At 69.7% G+C, this 25468-nt stretch carries 21 protein-coding genes; 11 read left to right on the top strand and 10 right to left on the bottom strand.

Translation table 11 applies throughout. From position 1 onward, the window contains the following. The first annotated feature begins 94 nt into the window (after window positions 1-94). The 5 genes from EAT49_RS13825 to iolB all read left to right on the top strand — a co-directional run bounded on the left by EAT49_RS13825 (window position 95) and on the right by iolB (window position 5981). Window positions 95-2002, top strand: coding sequence for a bifunctional 5-dehydro-2-deoxygluconokinase/5-dehydro-2-deoxyphosphogluconate aldolase (locus EAT49_RS13825; protein WP_123642869.1), 1908 nt, complete (start codon window positions 95-97; stop codon window positions 2000-2002). Next, on the top strand, window positions 1999-3831 hold the full coding sequence (gene iolD / locus EAT49_RS13820) for a 3D-(3,5/4)-trihydroxycyclohexane-1,2-dione acylhydrolase (decyclizing) (protein ID WP_123642868.1): 1833 nt from the start codon (window positions 1999-2001) through the stop codon (window positions 3829-3831). Before EAT49_RS13825 ends, iolD begins: the two co-directional genes overlap by 4 nt. After that, complete coding sequence (iolE, locus tag EAT49_RS13815) at window positions 3828-4721, top strand: myo-inosose-2 dehydratase (RefSeq protein ID WP_123642867.1); 894 nt, start codon at window positions 3828-3830, stop codon at window positions 4719-4721. The genes iolD and iolE overlap by 4 nt, the downstream gene beginning before the upstream one ends. Next, complete coding sequence (locus EAT49_RS13810; RefSeq protein ID WP_123642866.1) at window positions 4718-4936, top strand: hypothetical protein; 219 nt, start codon at window positions 4718-4720, stop codon at window positions 4934-4936. Before iolE ends, EAT49_RS13810 begins: the two co-directional genes overlap by 4 nt. Before the next feature lie 238 nt (window positions 4937-5174). After that, window positions 5175-5981, top strand: coding sequence for a 5-deoxy-glucuronate isomerase (gene iolB, locus EAT49_RS13805; RefSeq protein WP_123642865.1), 807 nt, complete (start codon window positions 5175-5177; stop codon window positions 5979-5981). Window positions 5982-5987: 6 nt separating this feature from the next. Here iolB and EAT49_RS21245 read toward each other — a convergent pair whose 3' ends face one another. The 9 genes from EAT49_RS21245 to EAT49_RS13765 all read right to left on the bottom strand — a co-directional run bounded on the left by EAT49_RS21245 (window position 5988) and on the right by EAT49_RS13765 (window position 18191). Then, window positions 5988-6155 (bottom strand): hypothetical protein, encoded by a 168-nt coding sequence (locus tag EAT49_RS21245; protein ID WP_185020757.1) that lies wholly within the window; start codon window positions 6153-6155, stop codon window positions 5988-5990. 125 nt (window positions 6156-6280) lie between these two features. Further along, window positions 6281-7441 carry an amidohydrolase family protein gene (locus tag EAT49_RS13800; RefSeq protein ID WP_123642864.1) on the bottom strand — a complete coding sequence of 387 codons (1161 nt, stop codon included), beginning with the start codon at window positions 7439-7441 and terminating at the stop codon, window positions 6281-6283. A 335-nt stretch (window positions 7442-7776) separates the two neighbouring features. Beyond that, entirely contained in the window at window positions 7777-9408 is a 1632-nt protein-coding gene (locus EAT49_RS13795; protein ID WP_123642863.1) for an alpha-D-glucose phosphate-specific phosphoglucomutase, read from the bottom strand. An 11-nt stretch (window positions 9409-9419) separates the two neighbouring features. Then, window positions 9420-11510: a glycogen debranching protein GlgX gene (gene glgX, locus EAT49_RS13790; protein ID WP_123642862.1), complete on the bottom strand. Its 2091-nt coding sequence runs from the start codon at window positions 11508-11510 to the stop codon at window positions 9420-9422. Window positions 11511-11515: 5 nt separating this feature from the next. Further along, a complete protein-coding gene (gene glgA, locus EAT49_RS13785) occupies window positions 11516-12916 on the bottom strand; it encodes a glycogen synthase GlgA (RefSeq protein ID WP_123642861.1) in 1401 nt (466 codons plus the stop codon). After that, window positions 12913-14172 (bottom strand): glucose-1-phosphate adenylyltransferase, encoded by a 1260-nt coding sequence (gene glgC, locus EAT49_RS13780; RefSeq protein ID WP_123642860.1) that lies wholly within the window; start codon window positions 14170-14172, stop codon window positions 12913-12915. The genes glgA and glgC overlap by 4 nt, the downstream gene beginning before the upstream one ends. Window positions 14173-14196: 24 nt before the next feature. Continuing rightward, on the bottom strand, window positions 14197-16404 hold the full coding sequence (gene glgB / locus EAT49_RS13775) for a 1,4-alpha-glucan branching protein GlgB (protein WP_246003851.1): 2208 nt from the start codon (window positions 16402-16404) through the stop codon (window positions 14197-14199). A gap of 49 nt (window positions 16405-16453) precedes the next feature. Beyond that, window positions 16454-17077, bottom strand: a complete 624-nt coding sequence (locus EAT49_RS13770) for a nucleoside/nucleotide kinase family protein (protein ID WP_123642859.1) — start codon at window positions 17075-17077, stop codon at window positions 16454-16456. A 115-nt stretch (window positions 17078-17192) separates the two neighbouring features. Further along, window positions 17193-18191, bottom strand: a complete 999-nt coding sequence (locus tag EAT49_RS13765; RefSeq protein WP_123642858.1) for a LacI family DNA-binding transcriptional regulator — start codon at window positions 18189-18191, stop codon at window positions 17193-17195. Between the two features lie 258 nt (window positions 18192-18449). Here EAT49_RS13765 and otsB point away from each other — a divergent pair, with 258 nt between their 5' ends. From otsB to EAT49_RS13750, 3 genes are all read left to right on the top strand, one after another. Continuing rightward, window positions 18450-19244: a trehalose-phosphatase gene (gene otsB / locus EAT49_RS13760; protein WP_123642857.1), complete on the top strand. Its 795-nt coding sequence runs from the start codon at window positions 18450-18452 to the stop codon at window positions 19242-19244. 3 nt (window positions 19245-19247) lie between these two features. Then, window positions 19248-20621, top strand: coding sequence for an alpha,alpha-trehalose-phosphate synthase (UDP-forming) (locus EAT49_RS13755; RefSeq protein WP_123642856.1), 1374 nt, complete (start codon window positions 19248-19250; stop codon window positions 20619-20621). A 393-nt stretch (window positions 20622-21014) separates the two neighbouring features. Then, window positions 21015-21896 (top strand): YihY/virulence factor BrkB family protein, encoded by an 882-nt coding sequence (locus EAT49_RS13750; protein WP_123642855.1) that lies wholly within the window; start codon window positions 21015-21017, stop codon window positions 21894-21896. Between the two features lie 62 nt (window positions 21897-21958). On the opposite strand, the gene EAT49_RS13745 is transcribed toward EAT49_RS13750, so the two are convergent. After that, window positions 21959-22771, bottom strand: coding sequence for a response regulator (locus tag EAT49_RS13745; RefSeq protein ID WP_123642854.1), 813 nt, complete (start codon window positions 22769-22771; stop codon window positions 21959-21961). Between the two features lie 135 nt (window positions 22772-22906). Here EAT49_RS13745 and EAT49_RS13740 point away from each other — a divergent pair, with 135 nt between their 5' ends. Genes EAT49_RS13740 through EAT49_RS13730 form a run of 3 tightly spaced genes read left to right on the top strand, consistent with a single transcriptional unit; the run spans window position 22907 to window position 25384 of the window. Continuing rightward, a complete protein-coding gene (locus EAT49_RS13740) occupies window positions 22907-23095 on the top strand; it encodes a NepR family anti-sigma factor (protein ID WP_185020756.1) in 189 nt (62 codons plus the stop codon). A 4-nt stretch (window positions 23096-23099) separates the two neighbouring features. Continuing rightward, a complete protein-coding gene (locus EAT49_RS13735; protein ID WP_123642852.1) occupies window positions 23100-23666 on the top strand; it encodes an RNA polymerase sigma factor in 567 nt (188 codons plus the stop codon). Further along, a complete protein-coding gene (locus EAT49_RS13730) occupies window positions 23663-25384 on the top strand; it encodes a histidine kinase dimerization/phosphoacceptor domain -containing protein (RefSeq protein WP_148078739.1) in 1722 nt (573 codons plus the stop codon). Before EAT49_RS13735 ends, EAT49_RS13730 begins: the two co-directional genes overlap by 4 nt. Window positions 25385-25468: the final 84 nt, after the last annotated feature.

The following is a 25468-nucleotide window of genomic DNA, read 5'->3' as shown; positions in this document are numbered from 1 at the left end:
TGACCGAAGCCTTGACCCGGTTCCGGTGCGCCACGCCGGGACCGCGAGGGAGTTCCGGCGGCGCGCAGGGGCGCCCGTGGCCACGGGAGGAGACATGGCGCGACTGGATGTCATCACCATCGGCCGCTCGTCGGTCGATCTCTACGGCGCGCAGGTCGGCGGCCGGCTCGAGGACATGCGCTCCTTCGACAAGTATGTCGGCGGCTCGCCCACCAACATGGCCTGCGGCACCGCCCGCCTCGGCCTGAAATCGGGCCTCATCACCCGCGTCGGCGACGAGCACATGGGCCGCTTCCTGCGCGAGGAACTGGCCGCCGAGGGCGTCGACACCCGCGGCGTCGTCACCGATCCCGAGCGGCTGACGGCCCTGGTGATCCTCGGCATCCGCGACGACGAACGATTTCCGCTGATCTTCTACCGCGAGAACTGCGCCGACATGGCGCTCTGCGAGGACGACATCGACCCCGCGCTGATCGCGGACACCCGCTCGGTCGTCGCCACGGGCACCCATCTCAGCCATCCTCGCACCGAGGCCGCCGTGCTGAAGGCCCTGAGACTCGCCCGCGAGGGCGGGGCGAAGACCGCCCTCGACATCGACTACCGCCCCAACCTCTGGGGCCTCGCCGGCCACGGCGCGGGCGAGGAGCGCTTCATCGAGAGTGCGGCCGTCACCGCGAAACTTCAGAGCCACCTGCACCTTTTCGACCTGATCGTCGGCACCGAGGAGGAGTTCCACATCGCCGGCGGCTCCACCGACACGCTGGCCGCCCTGCGCGCCGTCCGCGCCGTGTCCTCCGCCACGCTCGTCTGCAAGCGCGGCGCGGCGGGCGCCGTGGCCTTCACCGGCGCCATCCCCGAAAGCCTCGACGCGGGCGAGAGCGGGCCGGGCTTTCCCATCGAGGTCTTCAACGTCCTCGGCGCGGGCGACGGCTTCATGTCGGGCCTCCTCAAGGGCTGGCTCGACGGCGAGGACTGGCCGACCGCACTGAAATACGCCAACGCCTGCGGCGCCTTCGCGGTCAGCCGCCACGGCTGCACCCCCGCCTATCCCTCCTGGGACGAGCTGCGGTTCTTCCTTGCCCGGGGCGTCAAAACACCCGCCCTGCGCCACGACGCCGAGCTCGAACAGGTGCACTGGGCAACGAACCGCATCGCGGACTGGCCCGAGCTCAAGGTCTTCGCCTTCGACCACCGCGCCCAGCTCGAGGAGCTGCCCGGCGCCGACCCCGCCAGGATCGGCCGCTTCAAGGAGCTCTGCCTCGACGCCGTTCTCCAGGTGTCCCAGGGCAAGCCCGGCCACGGCCTCCTCTGCGACGGCCACCTCGGTCGGCGCGCGCTCTACGCGGCGGCGGGGCAGGGGCTCTGGATCGGCCGCCCGGTGGAGCTTCCGGGCGCGCGCCCCCTGCGCTTCGAGCCCGAGATCGGCGCGGACCTCGGCGGGCTGTCGGAATGGCCGCGCGAGCATGTGGTGAAATGCCTGTGCTTCTGCCACCCGGACGACGCCGCCGCGATGAAGGCCGAGCAGGACGCCCAGATGCAGCGCCTCTTCGCCGCCGCGCGCCGGAACCGCCTCGATTTCCTGCTCGAGGTGATCCCCTCGAAGGTCGGTCCGGTGACCGACATCACCACCTCGGACCTCATCGACCACATCTATGGCCTCGGCATCTTCCCCGACTGGTGGAAGCTCGAACCACTCCCCTCGGACACGGCCTGGACCAATGCCACCGCCGCGATCGGCCGCCACGATCCCCATTGCCGCGGCATCGTCATGCTGGGCCTTGCCGCCGCCGAGGAGGCGCTGACCCGGGGCTTCGCCACAGCCGCGCGCCAGCCGCTGGTAAAGGGCTTTGCCGTGGGCCGCACGATCTTCGGCCATGCCGCCCGCGAATGGATGGCGGGCGCGATGACCGACGCCGGGGCCACCGCCGACATGGCCGCCGCCTATGCCCGCCTCTGCGCGGCCTGGGACGCGGCAAGACATTCCGCGAGGACCGCCGCATGACCGACACGATCCGACTGACCGCCGCGCAGGCCATGGTGCGCTGGCTCGCGGCGCAGAAGGCCGAGGACGGCACGCCCTTCATCGCCGGCTGCTGGGCGATCTTCGGCCATGGCAATGTCGCGGGGCTGGGCGAGGCGCTCCACGGCGTCCGCGAGGAGCTCCCCACCTACCGGGGACATAACGAGCAGGGCATGGCCCATGCCGCCATCGCCTATGCCAAGCAGCTCCAGCGCAGGCACGCGATGATGGTGACATCCTCCATCGGGCCGGGGGCGACGAACATGGTCACCGCCGCCGCGCTCGCCTATGTGAACCGCCTTCCGGTCCTGCTGGTGCCCGGCGATGTCTTCGCCCACAGAGGCCCCGACCCGGTGCTGCAGCAGACGGAGAATTTCGCCGACGGCACGGTCAGCGCCAACGACTGCTTCCGGCCCGTCAGCCGCTATTTCGACCGCATCCAGCGCCCCGAGCAGCTTCTGACCGCCCTGCCGCGCGCCATGCGGACCATGACCGATCCCGCCGATTGCGGCCCGGTCACGCTCTCCTTCTGCCAGGACGTGCAGACCGAAGCCTTCGACTGGCCCGTCCGCTTCTTCGAGGAGCGCACATGGCGCATGCGCCGGACCCCGCCCGACCCGGTGGAACTCGACACGGTCACCAAGGCGCTCGCGGCGGCCGAACGCCCGGTGATCGTCGCGGGCGGCGGCGTGCATTACTCCGACGCCACCGACGCACTCAGGACCTTCGCCGAAGCGCACGGCATCCCCGTGGTGGAGACCCAGGCCGGCAAATCCGCCCTGCCGTGGGACAATCCGCAGAATGCCGGGCCCGTAGGCGTGACCGGCGCGACAAGCGCCAACGAGACCTGCGCCGAGGCCGATCTGGTACTTGGCGTGGGCACCCGGTTCCAGGATTTTACCACCGGAAGCTGGGCGCTCTTCCGGTCCGCGAGGACCATGGTCAGCCTCAACGTCAACGCCTACGACGCCGCGAAACACGGCGCCCTGCCTCTGATGGCCGACGCCCGCACCGGTCTCGAGGCCCTCTCGCAGGCGCTGGGGGACCGGAACTGGTCCGCCGACATCGCCGCTCGCAAGCAGGCCTGGTTCGCCGAGGTCGACCCGCTCACCGCCGCCCCCGGCCCGGACGACAACGCGCTGCCGACCGACATGCAGGTGATCGGCGCGGCCCAGCGCGCCGCGGGCCCCGACACCGTGGTGATGTGCGCCGCCGGCACCATGCCGGGCGAGCTGCACAAGCTCTGGAAGGCAGGGCGACCGCGCAGCTACCACATGGAATACGGCTTTTCCTGCATGGGCTACGAGCTCGCCGGCGCCATGGCGATCAAGATGGCCGAGCCCGACCGCGACGTTGTCTGCATGCTGGGCGACGGCAGCTACATGATGATGAACAGCGAGCTGGCGACCGCCGTCATGATGGGCGTGAAGTTCACCGTGGTCATCACCGACAATCGCGGCTTCGGCTGCATCAACCGCCTGCAGATGGCGACCGGCGGGGCGGAGTTCAACAATCTGCTGGACCACACCGTCCACGCAGCATCCTCGCGGATCGACTTCGCAGCCCATGCCGCCAGCATGGGCGCCGAGGCGGTCAAGGCCGGCTCCATCGCCGAGCTGGAGCAGGCGCTCGCGAGGGCGAAGGACGCGCGCGGCCCCTTCGTCGTGGTGATCGACACCGACCCCTATCCCTCCACCCCCCATGGCGGGCACTGGTGGGAGGTCGCGGTCCCCGAGGTCAGCCCGCGGCCCGAAGTCAACGAGGCCCGCAAGGGCTATGAGAGCAACCGCAAGCGTCAGGTGACGGCATGATCCTCTACGGCACGAACCCCATCGCCTGGTCGAACGACGACGACCCAACCATCGGCGGGCATATCAGCCTCGAGACCTGTCTCGACCAGACCGCCGAGATCGGTTTCGACGGAACCGAGAACGGCAACAAGTTTCCGAAGGACCCCGCCGGGCTGAAAGCCGTGCTGGAGCCGCGCGGCCTCGCCTTCGTCTCCGCCTGGACCTCGCTCGACCTCCTGCAGATCGACGTCGAGACGCAGAAGGAGCGCATCGCGCCCCAGGTCGACCGCCTGCTGGAGATGGGCTGCCGGGTGATGATCGCCTGCGAGACCTCCAACACGGTCCACGGCTCGGCCGTGCCGCTCAGCCGCAAACCCGTGCTCGAGGCCGACGCAATGGCGCGCTTCGGGGCGCAGGTGGAGCAGATCGCCGAATGGAGCGCCGCGCGCGGCCTGCCGATGGCCTATCATCATCACATGGGCACGGTGGTGCAGACGCCGGACGAGATCGACCGCTTCATGGCCGCGACGGGCCCGGCCACGGGCTTTCTCTTCGACAGCGGTCATGCCTATTTTGGGGGCGGCGATCCGGCGGAGATCCTCGCGAAACACATCGGCAGGCTCCGGCACTTTCACGCAAAGAACGTCCGCCGCCCGATCATGGAGGCGATCCAGGCGCGCGACCTGACCTTCCTCGACGGCGTGCGGCAGGGGGTCTTCACCGTGCCCGGCGATCCCGACGGCGCCATCGACTTCGCACCGCTCATGGCGCAGCTCGCCGCCGCCCGCTACGACGGCTGGATCGTCATAGAGGCCGAACAGGACCCCGAAGAGCGCGACCCGGTGGAATACCAGTCCCTCGGCCTCGCCACGCTCAAGGCCCTCGCCGCGGAGGCCGGGCTCGCCGCATGAAGCTCTTCGACCTGCGCCACCCGTTCTTTCGCCCGCTCTGGCGCCGTGTCGCCGTGACGGCGGTCTGCGTGGTCTGGGCCGTGGTGGAGCTCATGGGCGGCAACGTCTTCTGGGCGATCCTCTTCGGCGGTCTCGGCGGGCTCTGCGCCTGGGAGTTCTTCGTGGTCTACGACGAGGCGAACTACGCCGACCGGGACGACAAGGGGGGATCGTGAGACGGCTGACGCCCCCGCGACGTCCGCAGCCGGTCGCGACAGGACCATCCGACCCTCGTTCTGCGGAGCCTCATGGCTGGTGGGTCCGTCGCTCACGCAAGCGGCGCACATGCGACATCAGCTCGCCGGACCGTAAGGGCGGCCCGGTCCTGCCATCTCCGCTCGGACCGATGGTGCAACGCTTGCGGCCGCGGCATCCCCTGCCACGCGCGTCAGATGATCGAGGGAGACCTGCCCCATGACAGACCTGCTCCGCCGCCCCGCCTCGGAGGCGGGCAAGATCCACGACATCACCCCCGAGAGTGCCGGCTGGGGCTATGTGGGCTTCGGGCTCTATCGCCTCTCCGCCGGGCAGCGCGCCGCAGAAGCGACGGGCGACCGCGAGGCGATCCTCGTGCTGGTGGAGGGCCGCGCCCGCATCGCCGCCGCCGGTCACGACTTCGGCGAGCTCGGCCAGCGCCTGACCGTCTGGGACCAGACCCCGCCCCACGCCCTCTACGTCCCGGGCGGCAGCGACTGGACGGCGGAGGCCACCACCGACTGCATCCTCGCCATCTGCACGGCCCCCGCCCGGGGCGACCATCCCGCCGCGCGGATCGGCCCCGAAGGCATCGAGCGCATCACCCGCGGCAAGGGCGCCAACACCCGCTACATCCACCCCATCGCCATGGAGGAGCGCGACGTCGCGGGCAGCCTTCTGGTGACCGAGGTCTATACCCCCGCAGGCAACTGGTCCTCCTATCCGCCGCACCGCCATGACGAGGACGACTTCCCGAACATGACCTACCTAGAGGAAACCTATTACCACCGCCTGAACCCGGCGCGGGGCTACGGCCATCAGCGCGTCTTCACCGAGGACGGCAGCCTCGACGAGACGATGACCGTCCACGACCACGACGTGGTGCTGGTGCCGAAGGGCCACCACCCCTGCGGCGCGCCCTACGGCTACGACATGTACTATCTCAACGTGATGGCAGGTCCGCTCCGCAAGTGGCGGTTCCGGAATCACCCCGACCACGACTGGATCGCGCAGAAGGACGCCTGACCGGGGTCAGAGAAACCCGAGGTGCTTCAGGGCCTTCTCGGCGGACGCCCGCAAGCCCGGGTCGCCGGTCGCGACCGCCTCGTTGAGGCTGCGCATCAGATCGGAAAGCCGACGCTCGGCGATGGAGTCGCGCAGGAAATGCGCCACCTCCTCTTCCGGCAGTCTGGCGATCATGGCGACGGCCTCCTGGGCCCCCGACAGCGTCCCGGACATCGGTGATTCCCCCCGCCGATGATTCCCTCCCGCATATGTTAACGGAAACGGCGGCGCGCGTCTCCCCGCTCGTGGCGGGAACGGGGTCACTCCGCCGCGACCGGAACCGCCGCCTGCCGCGCATCGACGAAGCGCATCGCCGCCTCTCCGGCGGCAAAGACCAGCCGTCCGGCCACTAGGGTCGCCTCCACCTGCCGCGTGGCCTTGTTCACGATCGCCAGGTCCGCGCGCTTTCCCTGCGCAATGACCCCCCTGTCCGGCAGACGCATCAGGGCGGCGGGCGCTTCCGACACCAGACGCCACGCGCGGGGCAGGTCGAGAACCCCGTCGTCGGCGAGGGCGAAGGCCGTCCTTGCCAGCGCGGCCGGACGCCCCCCCGAAGCCAGCGCCGAGCATTTGCCCGCCCGGACGAGGGCCGTGGCCGGCACCTGGGCCGCCTCGCTCCCCGAGACGGCGGCCACGACCGGGTCCCCCACCGCGCGCGCCAGCGAGGCTGCGCGCAGGGCCGCGGGACTCTCGCAGATCCGGGCGCCCAGCATCGCGAAGAATTCCCGCGTCTCGCCGTCCGCATCGCCCTGCGAGCCGTAGCTCACCCCGAGTATGTCCAGCGCCTCGGCGATGCGGCAAAGGATGCGCGGCAGCTCCCGCGGTCCGACCGGTGCGCCCGCCAGCTCCTGCGACAGCGCCTCCGCGCTCAGTCCCCGCGCCTCTGCCATCGCCCGGAGGCGGGCCGGATCGAAGGCGGGCGTCCGCTTCGTGGCCACGACCGCGTCGACGAAGGCGAGCCGGTCGACCCCGTGCCGCCGGATCGCGGCCAGCAGGCGCTCCGTGGCGGGCAATGTGGCCGCGTCGTAGGTCAGTGCGATGCGCAGATCGACAAGCGTCTCCGCCCGGTGCCGGTCGAGCGCGCGCAGACAGGCCTCTGCGCGCTCCGCCGCCCCGGCGCCGCTCGCCGACCACAGGTGCGTGGCCCAGCCCGTCGTCACGCCCGCCATGGCCGCCGCGCGACCCGCCTCGGCGAGGGCCGCCCGCGCCGAGGTCTCGGTGGGCGGCGGGCCGTCCCGGTCGAGCGCCCGGACCGACAGGTCCACCATCCCGGGAAGGATAAAGAAACCGCTGAGGTCCACGGCGGGGTAGGGCCCGGCCGAGATCCGCCCGCCCGCGATGGCCACGGTGCGGTCCTGCAGCCCCCCGTCCCGCAGGACGGTGGCGCCGGTCAGGCGCAGCGGGGGCAGGGGGCCGGGCATCGCGGGGCCTTTCGCTCGGGCTTTGGTGGCCTTTGCTTCTAGACCCTTGATGTTGCGCCCGTATGACAAGCCATCCACAAGAGCGTGGTTTCGACGCCGCAGTCCCCTTCGCCGCCCGTGTCCGTAGGGCGGGTTTCGAGCCCGCCTCCGCCCGCCACCCCGGGCCGTAGGGAGGGTTTCGAGCCCCCCGCCGCCCAAGCCGTAGGGCGGGTTTTCAACCCGCCTGCGCGTCCACCCAAAGCCGGAGGCCAGGGCCTCTTGCCCGCCGCCGTCCGCCCCACCGACCCGGCAAACGCCTTCCCGGCCGCCGCAGGGCGCCCCCCGGGCCGCGCCCGTCAGGTCACCACGTCGGGTCCCGCCCGGCCCGTCTTCGCCCTGAGCCCCGTCAGCTCCTCCGCGGCCGCGATCACCGGCGCCAGCGCCGCCTGCGGTTCCTGGTGAAGCGCATCGGGCGCCGTCTCCAGCCGCTCGAGATAGACCCGCACCGTCGCGCCTTCGGTGCCCGTGCCCGACAGCCGGAACACCGCCCGCGCGCCGCCCTCGAACCAGACCCTCAGGCCCTGACCCGAGGCCGTGGAGCCGTCCACCGGATCGGTATAGCCGAACTCGTCGGCGGCGCTCACCGTCAGCCCCCCCGCCATGGTCTCCGGCAGATCGCCCAGCCTTGCGCTCAGATCGCCCATGATCTCTTCGGCGAGGCCCGCGTCCACCGCCTCGTAATCGTGACGCGAATAGTAGTTCCGCCCGAACCGGGTCCAGTGGTCGGCCATCAGGTCGGCGACGCTTCTGCCGGTGCTGGCAAGGATGTTGAGCCAGAGCAGCACCGCCCAGACCCCGTCCTTCTCGCGCACATGGTCCGATCCCGTGCCCGCGCTCTCCTCCCCGCAGAGCGTGGCGCGGCCCGCATCGAGCAGCGTGCCGAAGAACTTCCACCCCGTCGGCGTCTCGTAGCAGTCGATGCCCATGGCCTCCGCCACCCGGTCCACCGCGCCGGAGGTGGGCATCGAGCGCGCCACGCCCGCCAGCCCCCCGGCATAGGCGGGGGCGAGATGGGCGTTGGCGGCCAGCACCGCAAGGCTGTCCGAAGGCGTCACATAGCAGCCCCGGCCCACGATCATGTTGCGGTCCCCGTCGCCGTCCGAGGCCGCGCCGAAATCGGGAGCATCGGCGCCCATCATCAGGTCCATCAAGGGTTTGGCCCAGATCGGGTTCGGGTCGGGATGCCCGCCGCCGAAATCGGGGGAGGGGACCGCGTTCACCACGGTGCCCGGCACGGCGCCCAGCCTCTCCTCGAGGATCGCGCGCGCGTAAGGCCCCGTGACGGCGTGCATGGCGTCGAACCGCATGGTGAAGCCGCCCGCGAACAGCGCCCGGATCGCGTCGAAATCGAAAAGCTCCTCCATCAGCGCGGCGTAATCCGCGACCGGGTCCACCACCTCCACGACCATGCCGCCGAGACTGCTTTCGCCCTGCGCGGAAAGGTCCACGTCCTGCGCCTCGAGGATGCGGTAGGAGCGCACTTCCTTCGTGGCGGCGAAGATCCGGTCGGTCACGCCTTCCGAGGCCGGCCCGCCGTTCGGTCCGTTGTATTTCAGCCCGAAATCCTCGTCCGGCCCGCCGGGATTGTGGCTCGCCGACAGGATCAGCCCGCCGTCCGTGCCGCGCTTGCGAATGAGGTTCGAGGCAGCGGGCGTGGAGAGGATGCCGTCCTGCCCCACGATCGCGCGCGCCGCCCCGCTGGCCGCCATCATGCGCAGGATCACCTGGATCGCGCGGTCGTTGAAATAGCGCCCGTCGCCGCCCACCACGAGGGTCTTGCCCGCGACCCCGCCGATCCCGTCAAAGATCGCCTGCACGTAGTTCTCGAGGTAATGCGGCCCCATGAAGACCCGCGTCTTCTTGCGCAGCCCGCTGGTGCCGGGCTTCTGGCCCTCGATCGGGCTCGTCTCGACGGAGATCGCGTCCATGGGGTCCTCCCTCAGGATTTCTTCAGGATCAGGGCCACGACGGACTCGCCGTGCACCTTCAGGGGTTTTCTCACGGCAAAGCTGCCGCAGGCCGGGTCTGCCGTGTCCAGCTCCCGATACCACAGCCAACCCTCGCGCGGCGAGGGAAGGTCCACGGTCAGCGGCCCGCCCGCGTTGAAGATCGCCATGACCGCATATTCCAGCCGGTCGTATTCCGGCGTCCCGCTGGCCATGCGCATCTCGGCGATCAGGTGCCGGCGCTCCGGATCGGCCCAGTCGGCCTCGGTCATGGGCGGGCCGTCCGCCTTGCGCCAGTAAAGGTCGGGCACCCCGTCCACCAGCCGCGGCCGGGCGTGCAGGAACCGCTTCTGGCGCAGCACCGGATGGGCGCGGCGGAACTGCACGACCTGCCGCGCGAAGGCAAGGAAGTCCGGATTGTGTCCTTCCCAGGTCACCCAGCCGATGGGGTTGTCCTGGCAATAGGCGTTGTTGTTGCCGCCCTGGCTGTTGCCCAGCTCGTCGCCCGCCAGCAGCATCGGCGTGCCCTGGCTGAGCATCAGCGTGGCGAGCATGTTCCGCCGCCGCCGGTTCCGGCATTCACGGATCTCCGGATCGTCCGTCGGCCCCTCGACGCCGCAGTTGTCGCTGGCGTTGTGGTCGTGCCCGTCGGCGTTGTTCTCGCCGTTGGCCTCGTTGTGCTTCCGCGCGTAGCTGACCACGTCTATCAGGGTGAAGCCGTCGTGGCAGGTGATGAAGTTCACCGAAGAGGTCGAGGGCCGCCCGTCATGGTCGAACCGGATCGCCGAGCCCGAAACCCGGTTGGCGAGCTTCGAGACCATGCCCGCGTCGCCCCGCCAGAACCTCCGAACCTGGTCGCGGTAGCGGTCGTTATGCTCGCCCCAGGGGTTCGGAAAGGCGCCGAGCTGATAGCCCCCGGGGCCGATGTCCCAGGGCTCTCCCATCAGCTTGACGCGGGCCAGCACCGGGTCCTGCCGGATCGCCTGGAAGAACGCCGCGTTGCGGTCGAACCCGTGCGCCGTCCGCCCCAGCGAGGCCGCGAGATCGAAACGGAAGCCGTCCACATGGTAGGTCTCGACCCAGTGCCGCAGGCTGTCCATCACCATCCGCAGCACCATCGGATGCTCGATGTTCAGCGAATTGCCCGTGCCCGAGTCGTTGATGTAGCGCCGCGGCGTCTCGGCGAGGCGGTAGTAGCTGCGGTTGTCCAGTCCCCGGAACGACAGGGTGGGGCCCAGGTGATTGCCCTCGCCCGTGTGGTTGTAGACCACGTCGAGGATCACCTCGATCCCGGCAGCGTGGAACCGCCGCACCATCTCCTTCAACTCGTGCGGCCCGCCGCCGGGGGTGAGATACCGCGGCTCGGGCGCGAAGAACCCGATGGTCTGGTAGCCCCAGTAGTTCGTCAGCCCCTTCTCGATCAGGTGCTCGTCGTTCAGGAAGGCATGGATCGGCAGGATCTGGATCGCCGTGGCGCCAAGGGCGCGGATATGCTCGAGGATCGGATCGGAGGCGAGCGCGGCATAGGTCCCGGGCGCCGCGATCCCCGGATGGCCCATGGTCAGGCCCTTCACATGGGCTTCGTAGAGGATCGTCTCCTCCATCGGCCTGCCCGGCGGGCGGTCGCCCTGCCAGTCGAAGCCGTCGTCCGCGGCCATCACCACGCAGCGCGGCATGTGCCCGGCGCTGTCGCGCGTGTCGAAGGTCAGGTCGCCGTGCCGCGCGGTCACGTCATAGCCGAAGACGGCGCCCGACCAGCGCGGATGCCCCGTCAGCCAGCGCGCATAGGGGTCGAGCAGCAACTTGTTGGGGTTGAAGCGGTGCCCCTCGTCGGGCCGGTAGGGGCCATGGGCGCGGTAGCCGTAATGCTGCCCCGGTCCCAGCCCCGGCAGGTAGCCGTGCCAGACATGGCCGTCCCTTTCCGGCAGGGCGAGGTTGATGCGCTCGGTCCCGTCCTCGTCGAAGAGGCACAGCGTCATCTTCGTCGCGTGCTGCGAGAAGATGGCGAAGTTCACCCCCTCGCCATCCCAGGTCGCGCCCAGCGGGGCGGGGCGCCCCGCCCTGATCTCCACATTGCCGTTCATGTCTCTCAGGTTTTTAGAGCGGCGTAGAGGCCCGCATAGGCCCCCGCCGATCTCTCCCATCCCACTGGCGCCGCCATGGCGTTACCCTGCACTTGCGCCCAGACCGCGGGCGTTTCCCAAAGGTCGCAGAGCCGCCCCAGCCCGTGGGCCAGCGGCCCGGCCGCGACGGGATGAACCTGTATGCCGGTCGCCGCTCCTGCCGCAAGAGCCGCGGGCGAGGCGTCGATCACCGTATCGGCAAGCCCGCCCGTCAGCGCCACCAATGGGACCGTGCCATAACGCAGCCCCATCATCTGCGTCAGCCCGCAGGGCTCGAAGCGCGAGGGCACGAGGATCGCGTCGCCCCCCGCGATGAGCCGGTGCGCCAGCGCCTCGTCGTAGCCGATCCGTACCGCGACGTTCCGGTCCTCCGCCGCCGCGTGAAATGCCCGCTCCAGCGCCGGATCGCCCGATCCGAGGAGCGCCAGCTGCCCGCCGCGGGCCAGAAGCGCGGGCAGGGCCTCGAGCAGCAGGTCGAACCCCTTCTGCTCCGTCAGTCGGCTGACCACGACGCAGAGCGGCCCAGCCGCGTCGGGCAGTCCCATGATCCGCCGCAGCGCGACCTTGTTGGGCGCCTTGCCTCCGGGGCTGTCGTAGCGCTCGATCAGCGGATCGGTGGCGGGGTTCCAGACCCCGGTGTCGATCCCGTTGAGGATGCCTGTGAGATCGCCCGCGCGCGCCCGCATCACCCCGTCGAGGCCCATGCCGAACTCCGGCCGCATCAGCTCGGCGGCATAGGTGGGCGAGACGGTCGTCAGCCGGTCCGCCCAGACGAGCCCCGCCTTCAGCGCCGACACCCGCCCCCAGAACTCGTAGCCTTCCGGTGTGAAATCGGAGGGATCGAGCCGGAGCGGCCCGATCTCCTCGGGCGCGGCGTTGCCGTGAAAGGCGATGTTGTGGATCGTCAGCACCGAGGGCGGGCCTCCGGCGCGGAGGTAATAGGGCGCAAGACCCGCCTGCCAGTCGTGGCAATGAACGACGTCGGCGGGCCAGTCGGCCCTTGCCACCTCCGCCGCCGCCCAGGACAGCGCGGCGAAGCGGGCCGGGTTGTCGGGCCAGTCCCGACCGTCCGGGCCGAGGTAGATCGACCCCTCGCGCGCATAGAGATGCGGCGCCTCCACCACCATCAGATCGAGCGGTCCCGCGCGCCCCGCGAGCACCCGCGCCGGGCCGCCCATCAGGTCGCGCTCCTCGTGCACGACCTCCCCGCCCTCGAGCGCCGCCATCACCGCCGGATAGCCGGGCAGCATGGTGCGCATCTCCACGCCCTCGGCCTTCAGCGCGGCGGGCAGGGCGCCGGCCACGTCGGCAAGGCCCCCGGTCTTCACCAGGGGCGCGCATTCCGACGCGACCGACAGCACCCTCATTGCGCGGCGGTCCAGGCGTCGATCATCGGCTGGGTGATCAACGTGACGCCGGTATCCGAGACGCGGAAGAACTTGGCGTCTTCCACCGGGTCCTCGCCCACCACCAGCTTCTCGGGGATCACCACGCCCTTGTCGATCACGACCTTCCTCAGCCGCGCGTGGCGGTTCACCACCACCCGTGGCAGCACGACGGCATGGTCGAGCACCGCGTAGCTGTTGGTGTGCACGTTGGTGAACAGCAGCGAATTGCGTACCTCTGTGCCCGAGACGATGCAGCCCCCCGACACCATCGAGGAAATCGCCATGCCGCGCCGGTCCCTCTCGTCATGGATGAACTTCGCCGGCGGCACGCCTTCGGAATAGGTCCAGATCGGCCAGTCCCGGTCCCAGAGGTCGAGTTCGGGCGTGAAGTTCGTCAGGTCGATGTTGGCCTGCCAGAAGGCATCGACGGTGCCCACGTCCTTCCAGTAGGCCGGCGCGCCCGGATGCCGGACGCAGCTCGTGTCGAAGCGGTGGGCCATCGCCTTGCCGTTCTTCACGATCTCCGGGATCAGGTCATTGCCGAAATCATGGCTCGAATTCGTGTCCTCGCCGTCCTTCAGCAGGAGCTCACGCAGGAACCTGTAGTTGAAGACGTAGATGCCCATGGACGCCAGCGCGACATCGGGATCGTCCGGCGTGCCCGGCGGATCGGCGGGCTTTTCCAGAAACTCGGTGATCCGCCCGGTCTTGTCGATGCCCATCACGCCGAAGGCCGTGGCTTCCATCCGCGGCACCGTGAGACAGCCGATGGTGACATCGGCCTCGGTCTCCACATGCTGGCGCAGCATGATCTCGTAATCCATCTTGTAGATGTGGTCGCCCGCCAGGATCACGATGTAGTCGATCCCGTAATCGTCGAGAATGTCGATGTTCTGCGTCACCGCGTCCGCCGTGCCGCGGTACCAGTCCTCTCCTCCGGTCCGCTGGCTCGCCGGCATGATGTCGAGAAACTCGTTGCGCTCGGCGCGGAAGAAGTTCCAGCCCCTCTGGCAATGCCGGATCAGGCTGTGGGCCTTGTACTGCGTGGCCAGCGCCATCTTTCGGATGCCCGAGTTCATCGCGTTCGACAGGGCGAAGTCGATGATCCGCGTCTTGCCGCCGAAATAGACCGCCGGTTTCACCCGCCTGTCCGTAAGCTCCTTGAGCCGCGAGCCGCGGCCGCCCGCCAGCACGAAGGCCATGGAGCGTTGTGTCAGTCGTCTGCTGTCGTCCATCGGACTTTCCTCCCTCAGGTCGGCTCAGCCGGGGCTGAACATCACCACCGCCAGCGGCGGCAGCGTGATTTCGAGCGTATGGTCCCGGCCATGGGAGGGCGCCGCCACCGCATTGCGTCCCCCCGGCTGGCCCATGCCGCTGCCGCCGTAACGCGCGGCATCGGTATTCAGCACCTCGCGCCAGTGCCCGCCCCGCGGCACGCCCAGCCGGTAGCCCTCCCGCGGAACGGGGGTGAAGTTGCACACCACGAGCACCGGCGCGTCCCCCTCCCGGCCAAGGCGCAGGAAGCTCAGCACCGAGAGATCCGCGTCGCCGTGATCCACCCAGGCGAAACCCTCCGCCTCGCAATCCTTCACATGCAGCGCGGGCGTGGCACGGTAGAGCGCGTTCAGATCCCGCACGAGGTCCCGCACGCCCGAGTGGCGGGGCAGGGCGGCGGCCTCCCAGTCCAGCTCCCGGTCATGGTTCCATTCCGCCGGCTGGCCGAACTCGCAGCCCATGAACAGCAGTTTCTTGCCCGGATGGCTCCACATGTACCCGTAATAGGCGCGCAGATTTGCAAATTTCTGCCATTCGTCGCCCGGCATCTTCTCCAGCATCGACCCCTTGCCGTGCACAACCTCGTCATGGCTCACGGGCAGGACGAAGTTCTCCGAGAACGCCCAGGAGATCGTGTTGGTCACTTGGTGATGATGGTATTTCCGGTATTCGGGCGCCCGCGCGATGTAGTCGAGCGTGTCGTTCATCCAGCCCATGTTCCACTTGTAGCCGAACCCCAGCCCGCCCGCATGCGCCGGCCCCGACACCGCCGGGTAGGAGGTGCTTTCCTCCGCCACGGTCAGGATCCCGTCGTGCTCGCCATAGACCAGCGTGTTCATCCGCTGCATCAGGGCGATCGCCTCGAGGTTCTCGCGCCCGCCGTGGACATTGGGCACCCAGTCCCCCTCTGGCCGCGAATAGTCACGGTAGAGCATCGAGGCCACGGCATCCACGCGCAGCCCGTCCACATGGTATTCGTCGAGCCAGTAAAGGGCGTTGGCGACAAGGAAATTCGCCACCTCGCGCCGCCCGTAATTGTAGATCAGCGTGTTCCAGTCCCGGTGGAACCCCTCCCGCGGATCGGCATGTTCGTAGAGCGCGGTTCCGTCGAACCGCCCCAGCCCGTGAGCATCCGTCGGAAAATGCCCCGGCACCCAGTCGAGGATCACGCCCAGCCCCGCGCCATGGGCCGCCTGCACGAGGTCGCGGAACTCGTGCGGCGGGCCGAACCGGATCGTCGGCGCGTAAAGCCCCACGGGCTGGTATCCCCAGGACCCGTCGAAGGGAAATTCCGACACCGGCATCAGCTCGAGATGGGTAAAGCCCATGTCCCGCGCATAGCCCACCAGCTCCTCGGCATGTTCGCGGTAGGACAGGGGCCTGCCGCCCTCGTCGTGGCGCCTGCGCCAGCTCCCCAGATGCACCTCGTAGACCGAAATCGGCGCATCCCGGCTGTTGCGCGCGGCCCGCGTCTCCATCCAGCCGTCGTCATCCCAGCCATAGCCGCGGATGTCGCGCACGACGCTCGCGGTGGCGGTCGGATGCTCCGCGCCGAAGCCCACCGGGTCCGCCTTCTGCACGACCCGGCCGTCGCGGCCGAGGATCTCGTACTTGTAGGCCGCGCCCTCGCCGACGCCGGGCAGGAAGATCTCCGACACGCCCGTCGCCCCGCGCCGCCGCATCGGATGGCGCCGTCCGTCCCAGCCGTTCATGTCGCCCACGACCGACACCCGCCGCGCATTCGGCGCCCAGACCGCGAAATGCGTGCCGTCGCTGCCCTCGTGCCGCATCCGGTGCGCGCCCAGGGCCTCCCACAGCCTGTGATGGGCACCTTCGCCCAGCAGGTACTCGTCGAAATCCGTCAGCACCGGGCCGAAGCGGAAGGCGTCGTCATGGTCCCACTCCGCCCCGTCCGCGCCGGTGCCGTGAAGGACATAGCTCTCCGACCTGTCGCCGATGGCGGCCGAGACCGGCCCCGAGAACACAGGCCCCGCGATGCGCTCCAGCACGAACACCGCCCCCGAGGCGCCCCGCACCTCCAGCCGGTCCGCGCCGGGGTCGATCGCCGTCAGCCGACCCGCCGCGCCCGCGCGATGCGGCCCCAGCACCGCGAACGGATCATGGTGCCTGCCCGCGGCCAGCGCCTCGGCCGCCTCGAGGTCGATGTCCTGATCGTCGCCCGTATCGCGCACGGCCCGTCCCCCTGTCTTTGACGGCAGGGGAACACGGAAATCGCCGAGTTCAAAGGGTATAGTCGGCCTTCAGCGCCTTTTCGACGATGCGCAGGGCGTTCGGAATGTCGTTGCGCTCCGCGCGCCGGGTCGCCGCGGCACGGCTGAATCCGTGGCTCAGCCAGCGCTGGATCAGCCGCGCGCGCAGCTCCGGCACGGGCACGTCGATCCGCACCGAAAGGCACCAGAGCGGGGCGAGCAGCGACCAGGGCCGCTCGTCGAACAGGAGGTAATTGCCCTCCACGATGACCACCTGGCATTCGGGCGGCACCACCAGCGCCCCCGCTATGGCAAGGTCCCGCGGACGGTCGAAGACCGGCAGGACCACCTCCTCGCCATTGGCGAGCCGCCGCATGGCATTGAGAAAGCCCAGCGCGTCAAAGGTTTCCGGGGCACCCTTGCGCTGAGTGAGGCCGCGGTCCTCGAGCACGCGGTTGTCGAGGTGAAAGCCGTCCATGGGCACCACCGCCGTGCGCACCTTCTGCCCGCCGAGCCTGCGCCCCACCTCGGCGGCCAGCGTCGACTTGCCGGAGCCCGGCGCGCCCGCAATCGCCACGAGCAGCCGGGGGGCCCCCTCTCGCTTCTCGTGTATCGCCTCGGCCACCAGGTTCACATGGGAGGTGAGATCGATCATCGGGCCACTCGTTCGGATCAGGACAGGTCGGGGGCGGATCAAGGCCCGCATACCGCGCCCGTCTGCGAGTCGGGAGGGGTTTGTGGCCGACGTCGCGGGACCGGCGGGGGGCTGCTCAGGCCTGCGGCGCGCGCAGCGTGCCGCGCTCGACGAATTGGCACGGGAACGCGGCCAGCTCCGGATCGCCGCCAGGCGCCTCGATCAGCGCGACGAGCCGCGACGCCGCGGCCTGCGTCACCTCCTCGAGGGGCATCCGAAGCGTCGTGAGCCGGAACTGCGGCCAGCCCGCCATCTCGATATCCCCGAGCCCCACCACGCCCGCCTCGTCGGGCACGGAGATCCCGGCCTCCTCCAGCGCCAGAAGCACACCGAGCGCCAGCCGGTCGTCGGCGCAGAAATAGCCGTCCGCGCCGCCGCGGCTGAGGATCTTCTCCGCCGCGCGCTGGCCGGCCTCGACAGAGACATCCTCCGTCCATTGCACCTGCAACTCGAGATCCCGCGACCGCGTCACCGACCGGAACCCCGCAAGCCGCTCCTGCATCGGTGCCCAGGTCCTCGGTCCGCCGACGAAGGCCGGACGTCCGTAGCCCCGTGCCAGCATCTTGCGCGCGGCCAGCCGTCCCGCGCGGACGTTGTCGATCCCCGCCACATCCGCCGCGGCGGCCTCGACCACATGGGGAAAGCACTGCACCACGGGCCGCCCCGCGCCGCGCAGCGCCTCGACCACCTCCGCCGGAAGCTGCGCCGCGACCAGCAGCGCGCCGTCCGCGTGATAGGCGCCAAGCCGGGCGGCCGCCCGCGCTGGGTCGGTCTCTCCGGCGAGGTTGACGAGGACCGCCCGCCGGCCCTGCGCCTCGAGCGCCGCCGACAGCGCGGCCTGCGCGGCCAGCGTCACGGGGTTCGCCGCATCGTCGATGACCAGCGCCACCAGGCCGCTGCGTCCGGTCTTCAGCGCCGCGGCCAGCGGATTGGGGCGATATCCGAGTTCGGCCGCCGCCGCCTCGACCCTGGCCCGCATCTCCGGCGAGACCGTTCCGCCCTTCGTGAAGGTTCGACTGACAGCCGAACGGGACACACCCGCACGCGCCGCCACATCGGTGACAGTGACCGTCATGAGCCTGCTCCGGTTCTTGTTGTCGGGTCTGCGCCCTGCCTCGGGAGCATTTGAGCCGCTCCGGCGTTCCAAGACAATAAGCCGCCTGCGAAGGCTTCGGGGAGTGTTGCGCGCACGTCTCGTGCCGCCGCGGGTGTTCGGATCGGCACAGCCGTGCCTATATTGGGAGACGCACCCATCGGTCCGCACCCGCTCCCGGCGGGGAGGCGGACCGTCAGCAGGCCCGCAAGGCGCCGTGACAGATCAGGGAGACCCGCGATGTACTACGAGATGATCGGCTTCGTATCCGAACCCCATGGCGACGGGCCGTGCGAGACGACCCTTCCGGAGGTCGACCTTGGCCGCACGGCCCTGTTCCTCGACTTCGACGGCACCCTCGTCGACATCGCCCCGCGCCCCGACGCGATCGAGGTGCCGGACGATCTCGTCGATCTGCTCAAGGCCCTCGATGCTGCCACCGACGGCCGGCTCGTCATCGTCACCGGCCGTCCCATCGACGTGGCCTGCGGTTTTCTCGGCGGCTTCGGCGGCCATGTGATCGGTTCCCACGGCGCCGAGGACCGCGTCGAGGGCGAGGTGCACCGCCATCCGCTCGCCGGGTCGGACGTGGTCGCCCGCCTGGGCGACATGGCCGAGGCCTTCGCCGCCACCCACGAGGGCCTGCTCGCCGAGCGCAAGCCCACCGGCGTGGTTCTGCACTTCCGCCAGGTGCCGGAGCGGGAGGCCGAGGCCTATGCCTTCTTCCATGCCCTCGAGCAGAGCCACGAAGGCTTCGAGCTGCATCACTCCAAGATGGCCTACGAACTGCGCCCCGAGGGCATCTCCAAGGACGCCTCGATCAAGCGCATCATGGAAAGCGCGCGCTTCGCGGACCGCCGCCCGGTGTTCTTCGGCGACGACGTGACCGACGAGCCGGCCCTCGCCTGGGTCACCTCCCGGTCCGACGGCATCTCGGTCAAGGTCGGGCCGGGCGACACCCAGGCCGGCTTCCGCGTCCCGGACCCCGCCGCGGCCCGCGCGGTCCTGCGCACCTGGACGGAGGGCGGGAGCTGAACCATGGCCGCAGAGAGTCGTCTCATCGTCGTCTCGAACCGCATCCCCACCGACGCCCAGCCCTCCGGGGGGCTGGTGGTCGCGCTCCATGACGCGCTGAAGGCCCGCGGCGGCGTCTGGATCGGCTCGTCGGGCGAAACCTCGGACTCCCCCGGCCCCCTGCACGAGATCGAGGGCGTGCCGGAGTATCGCAAGCTCGCCTACGACCTGACCGAGGATGAACACCGCGGCTTCTACCTCGGCCATGCCAACTCGGTGATCTGGCCGCTGTTTCACCACCGCGCCGACCTCATCGACGTGGACGAGGAGAACCGCCGCCAGTACATGGCCGTCAACGCCCGCGTGGCGGAGATGATCGCCAAGGTGGTGGAGCCGGGCGACATCCTCTGGGTCCACGACTACCACTTCCTGCCGCTGGGTCACGAGCTGAGAAAACTGGGGGTGCAGAACCGCATCGGCTTCTTCCTGCACATCCCCTTCCCGAACCCAGGCGACATCGCGGCCCTCCCGGACCAGAAGCAGCTCGGACCCTGGGTCTCCTCCTTCGACCTCTTCGGCCTGCAGACCCAGCGGGACGTCTCCGCCTGCCTCGAATGGCTGCGCACCGCCACCGAGGCGGAATTCACCCTGCGCGGCCGCATGAAGCTCGCCGACCGCTTCTTCGAGGTCCGCTCCTTTCCCATCGGCATCGACGTCGACAGCTTCCAGGAGGCGGCCGACGCCGCCGACATCACCATCACCGACCTGCCGGTGGAGCAGAAGCTGGTGCTGGGCGTGGACCGGCTCGACTATTCCAAGGGCCTGCCCAACCGCTTCGAGGCCTTCGGCAAGTACCTCGGCCTGCGCGCCAGCGACGGACCTCGGGCGACCATGCTCCAGATCGCGCCGCCGAGCCGCGAGGACGTGGAGGCCTACCGCGAGATCCGCGCGGAACTCGAGAGCATGGCCGGCAGCGTGAACGGCGAGCACGCGGAACTCGACTGGACCCCGATCCGCTACATCCGCCGCCCCCTCCCGCGGGAGATCGTGGCCGGGCTCTACCGCCGGGCCGACGTGATGCTGGTCACCCCTCTTGCCGACGGGATGAACCTCGTCGCGAAGGAATTCGTCGCCGCCCAGGACGGCGCGGATCCCGGCGTGCTGATCCTGTCGCATTTCGCGGGGGCCGCCGAGCAGCTCGACGGGGCGCTGATGGTCAACCCCTACGACACCTCGGGCATGGCCCGCGCCATCGACCAGGCGCTCGCCATGTCCCTGCACGAGCGCCACGCACGCTGGCTGTCCATGATGCAGGTGATCCGCGACACGGATATCGAGTGGTGGACCGAGAGCTACCTGCGCGCCCTGCGCAGCCAGCCTCAGGTGCAGGTGGCCTGACCGCTCCGCTCGGTCCGGTCCCGGTCCTTTTCTGGCCGGAAATATCCCGGGGTCCGGGGCGGAGCCCCGGTCCCGCCATCCGCTGGAATGCGCAACCCTCTGGTGTATAAGAAATTTTTAGCGCCATCTCGCCCGGAAAGAATTTTCGGGTTTTTTCCACGCGGCCGGGAACAAGGCGGCCCCGGGCCTGTTGTCACGGTGTCGAGGTCGCACCGCGACTTTTGGCGAACACCAAACCGGCCACGGCCCGTTCCCTGTCCCCTCGTCCCTCAGGGTCGTGGTCGGTCTTGGTGACATGCACCGCTCCCCGGAAATCCCGCCGTCGCCCCTTGCGGCCTCTCGACCGAGAGTATGGGATAGCTCCATGACCCGACCGGACCGGAACCGCGCGCGATGACCGGCGTGAAGCGGATGATCCGCGCCATGCAATGGCTCGGCGCGGAAATCGACCGCACCAATCTCGGTCTCATCGCGGCGGGCTGTGCGTTCTTTGGCGTCGTCGCGATCTTTCCGGCCATCGCCGCCGTCATCGCCCTCTTCGGTCTCGTCGCCGATCCGGGCATCGTCGCCGAGCAGATGGAGCTTCTCCACGAGATCATGCCCGAGGAGGCCTATGCCGTCTTCTCCTCCCAGGTCATGGGTCTTCTGAACACCCGCAGCGACACGCTCGGCTGGGCCTCGGGCCTGTCGATCCTCCTGGCGCTCTGGTCGGCGCGGGCTGGCGTGGCGGCGGTGATCCGGGGCCTCAACGAGATCCACGGACGCGGCAACCGCGGCGGTCTGCGCCACGCGATCGTGGCGATGACGCTGACGGTCTCGCTGGTTGGCGTGGCGCTGGCCGCACTGATCCTCGTGGTCGTGGCCCCCGTCGCGCTGGCCTTCCTGCCGCTCGGCCCGGCGGAAGCCCTGGCCGCCGAGACCTTCCGCTGGACGCTGGCCATCGCGGTCCTTCTGGCGGGGCTGAGCCTGCTCTACCGTTTCGGACCGAACCCGGGCGGTGAGGCGCGGCCCGGCTGGTTCACCCCCGGTGCGGTGGTGGCGGTCGCGGTCTGGCTCGCGGCCTCGGTGGGCTTCTCGGTCTACCTGGCGAATTTCGGGAACTACAACCGGCTCTACGGGTCAATCGGCGCGGTGATCGCGCTGATGATGTGGTTCTACATCTCCGCCTACCTCGTGCTTCTCGGAGCGGTTCTGAACCGGCTCATCCTCGGCCATGCCGACACGCGGAGGCGGGGCGCGCCGAGCCGCCCCCCGCCCACGACGCCGGCTCCGTGAGCGCCCGCCGGACCTCGGCCCGGCACGCCGGCCCCGGCGCCGGACAGTCGCGCCGATGCACCTCAGCTGTGCAGCGGCTCCGTCGAGGAGAAGAACATGGCCTGGCTCACCGCCGAGCGGACCTGATCCTCCCGGTAGGGCTTCGAGATCAGGAAGGCCGGTTCCGGCCGCTCGCCCGTCAGAAGCCGCTCGGGGAAGGCCGTGATGAAGATGACCGGCAGCGTGCCAAGCTCGCGCAGGATGTCGTTCACCGCGTCGATCCCGCTCGAATTGTCGGCAAGCTGGATGTCGGCGAGGATCAGGTCCGGCGCCTCTGCCCGCGCCAGTTCGATCGCGGCGTCGCGGGTCCGGGCGACCCCGGTGATCGCATGGCCCATGTCGGCCACGATGGCCTGCAGGTCCATGGCGATGATCGCCTCGTCCTCGATGATCATGATGCGCCCCGACACGCTGTCGGCCATCTCGCGCTCTGCCACCTCCACCAGATGACGCACCTCGGATTGTTCGATCCCCATGACGAAGGCGATCTCCTCTATGGACAGTTCTTCGATGGACTGCAGCAGCAGCGCCTCGCGGGTGTTCGGCGTCAGCTTCGACAGATGGGCCTGAGCGGCCTGCGCGAGGCCGGTCTCGTCCTCCGAGACGGGCTGGCCCGAGCTTTGCCAGATGCCGTGGAAGACCTGGAACAGCGCGACCTTCGGCCGTCGTTCGCTGGCGAAGACATCCCGGTCCTCGAGGATCGCCTCCAGGGCCGCCGCAGCATACGCGTCGCCCGTGCCCTGCGACCCGGTGAGGGCCCGGGCATAGCGGCGCAGGTACGGCAGTTCCCCCCCGATTGCGCTGGCAAGGGTGGACGCGTCTGTGATCGCTGTCATATTTTCGTTCCCTGATGCGTAATTTTGTGGAACCGAACGCATATCCTGCGACTTGGGTTCCCGTCGGCGGTGCAGGACACCTATATCCTGTAGGCCGGGGGACAAGACGCCAAGGCGCGGCGAATGGGGAAAGACATGCCGAAGGGGCACAGGGCCGGAGATATCGACGCACACCTGCGTCGGGCCTTCAAGGAAATAGAAAGCGATCCGCTGCCCGAGCGCCTGCTCGGACTTCTCGAGGAGTTGCGCCGTCGTGAGGCGAACGGCAGCGCCGCCGCGGGGGTGGAGGCTGCGGCCCCAGAGCAAGACCCGGATCGCGGGTGACGCCATGACCCGAACCGATGCCCAGGACCCGCGCGACGAACTCGTCACGCACCTGCCCGCCCTCCGTGCCTTCGCGCTCAGCCTCACGCGGAATTCCGCCTCGGCGGACGACCTCGTGCAGGACACCGTGGTCAAGGCCTGGTCGAACTTCGACAAGTTCGAGACCGGCACCAACCTGCGCGCCTGGCTCTTCACGATCCTGCGCAACACCTTCTATTCGGGCCGTCGCAAGGCGAAGCGCGAGGTGGAGGACGTGGACGGCGCCTTCACCGCGTCGCTGGCCGAGAAGCCCGAACACGACGGCAAGCTGCAGCTCGCGGATTTCTTCACCGCCTTCGCCCAGCTTCCCGCCGAGCAGCGCGAAGCGCTGACGCTGGTGGGCGCGCAGGGTTTCTCCTACGAGGAGGCCGCGCGCATGTGCGGCGTGGCCGTGGGCACGATCAAGAGCCGCGCCAACCGGGGCCGCACCCGGCTCGCGGAACTTCTCGACCTCAATGACAACGAGGACATGGAGCTGACCGACGGGGCCACCCGCGCCGTCCTGTCCTCGAGCGGCCCGGGCAGCCTGTGATACCCGACACCGCCGAAGGCGGAGGCCGCGAAGCGCGCGGCCTGACATTCCGGGTGATCGCCTTCCTGACGATCGCCCTTCTGCCCCTCGGCCTGATCGCGGTGATCCAGACCCAGGAATACCAGCGCGAGGCCCTGCGCCGGTCGGAACTCGCCTTTCTCGCGCTCACCGAACGCGCCGCCGCCGCCGAGGCCGAGGTGGTCGCGGGGGCCATCGGCGCGGCCCAGACGCTTGCGGGCCTCGCGCCCGGCATCCTCGGCGACACCGAGGGCTGCAACGACGCCCTTCGCCGGATGATCGAGAACGATCCGCAGTTCAGCTTCGTCGGCTTCATCCCGCCCGACGGCCATATCGCCTGCTCCACCGCCGACGGCGCGCTGACCCTGCCGATGACGCCCGAGCGGCTGGAGTTCCTCGAAAATCCCCGCCGCCTCATCTCCTCCAACCAGCGCGGACCGGTGAGCGAGGACTGGGTCGTCATCATCTCCGAACCGGTGTTCGACGCCGGCCGCTACCTCGGCGCCATATCGATCTCCATTCCCAACACCGTCCTCGCCTCCGCCTCCGGGAGCCGCCGTCCCGAGAATCTCATCGCCGAGGACCCGCTCGAGATGATCACCTTCAACCGGCGCGGCCAGATCCTCAGCACCCTCAGCGGCGAGCCGCAGCCCCCCGAGGCGCTCATGCCCCGGCAGGAGCTGACCGCGCTCTTCCCCGAGGCGCCAAGCGCCTTCACCGGCGAGAGCCGCGGCGGCGACATGCAGACCTACACGGTCACCCCCGTCGTGCCCGGCGAGGTCTATGTCCTCGGCGTCTGGGAGCCCGAGCTGCCGCGGCTCGGACGGCTGCCAACGCCCGTCGCCGCCGTGCTCTTCCCGCTCCTGATGTGGGGCGCGAGCCTGCTCGTGGCCTCGATCGCCATGCACCGGCTGGTGCTGGTCCATGTCCAGGCGCTGCGCAGCAAGATGCGCAGCTTCGGACGCTCCCGCCAGCTCGACGTGGCCCCGCCCCAGGCCGGAACGCCGGCCGAGTTCCGCGAAATGGACGCCGAGTTCGTGGCCATGGCCGAAAGCGTCCTGCGCGACGAGGCGCAGCTCGAGGATGCGGTGCGCGAGAAGAACATCCTGCTGAAGGAGATCCACCACCGGGTTAAGAACAACCTGCAGCTCCTCAGCTCGATCACCTCGATGAAGCGCAGGCGCGCCGACTCGCCCGAGGCCCGCGCCGTGCTGCGCGCCCTCCAGGACCGGATCCTCAGCCTCGCCGCGATCCACCGCAATCTCTACCTGTCGAAGGACATGAGCGCAGTGGAGGCGGGCCGCCTGATCCAGGACATCGCCGCCCAGCACGGCGTCCTGCCGGGCCAGAGCCGCCTGCGCATGGTGCTCGAGCCGGTGGTGCTGGTCCCCCAGCAGGCCGTGCCGCTCTCGCTCCTGGTGGCGGAGGCCCTGGGCGGCGGGAACACCGCCGACGACGCGACTCCGGTGGAGATCGCCCTGACCCAGGACGACGAGAGGATGGTGACCCTGCTGCTCGAGACCGGGCCGCCTGCGCACGCGACGGACGAATCGGACGCCACGATCGGCGAGAACCTGATCGTGGCCTTCGCAGACCAGCTCGGTGGAACGCTGGACCGCCAGCTCCTCGACACCGGACGCTGCCGCATCACCCTGACCTTCCGCGCGCTCGACACCGTGCCCGACGCGCTTGATTACTGAGCCGCGCCGCGCGCGAGGGGGAGCGGTGACACCCGTCTTGCGCGTGGCACGAAAGGCACGAACCACGACCTTACGTCATAATGT

Origin of the sequence: Histidinibacterium lentulum (assembly GCF_003789055.1) — a bacterium.
GTDB lineage: Bacteria > Pseudomonadota > Alphaproteobacteria > Rhodobacterales > Rhodobacteraceae > Oceanicola > Oceanicola lentulus.
The sequence above is the reverse complement of the archived record's forward strand: the minus strand, read 5'-3'. Positions and strand labels throughout refer to the sequence as shown.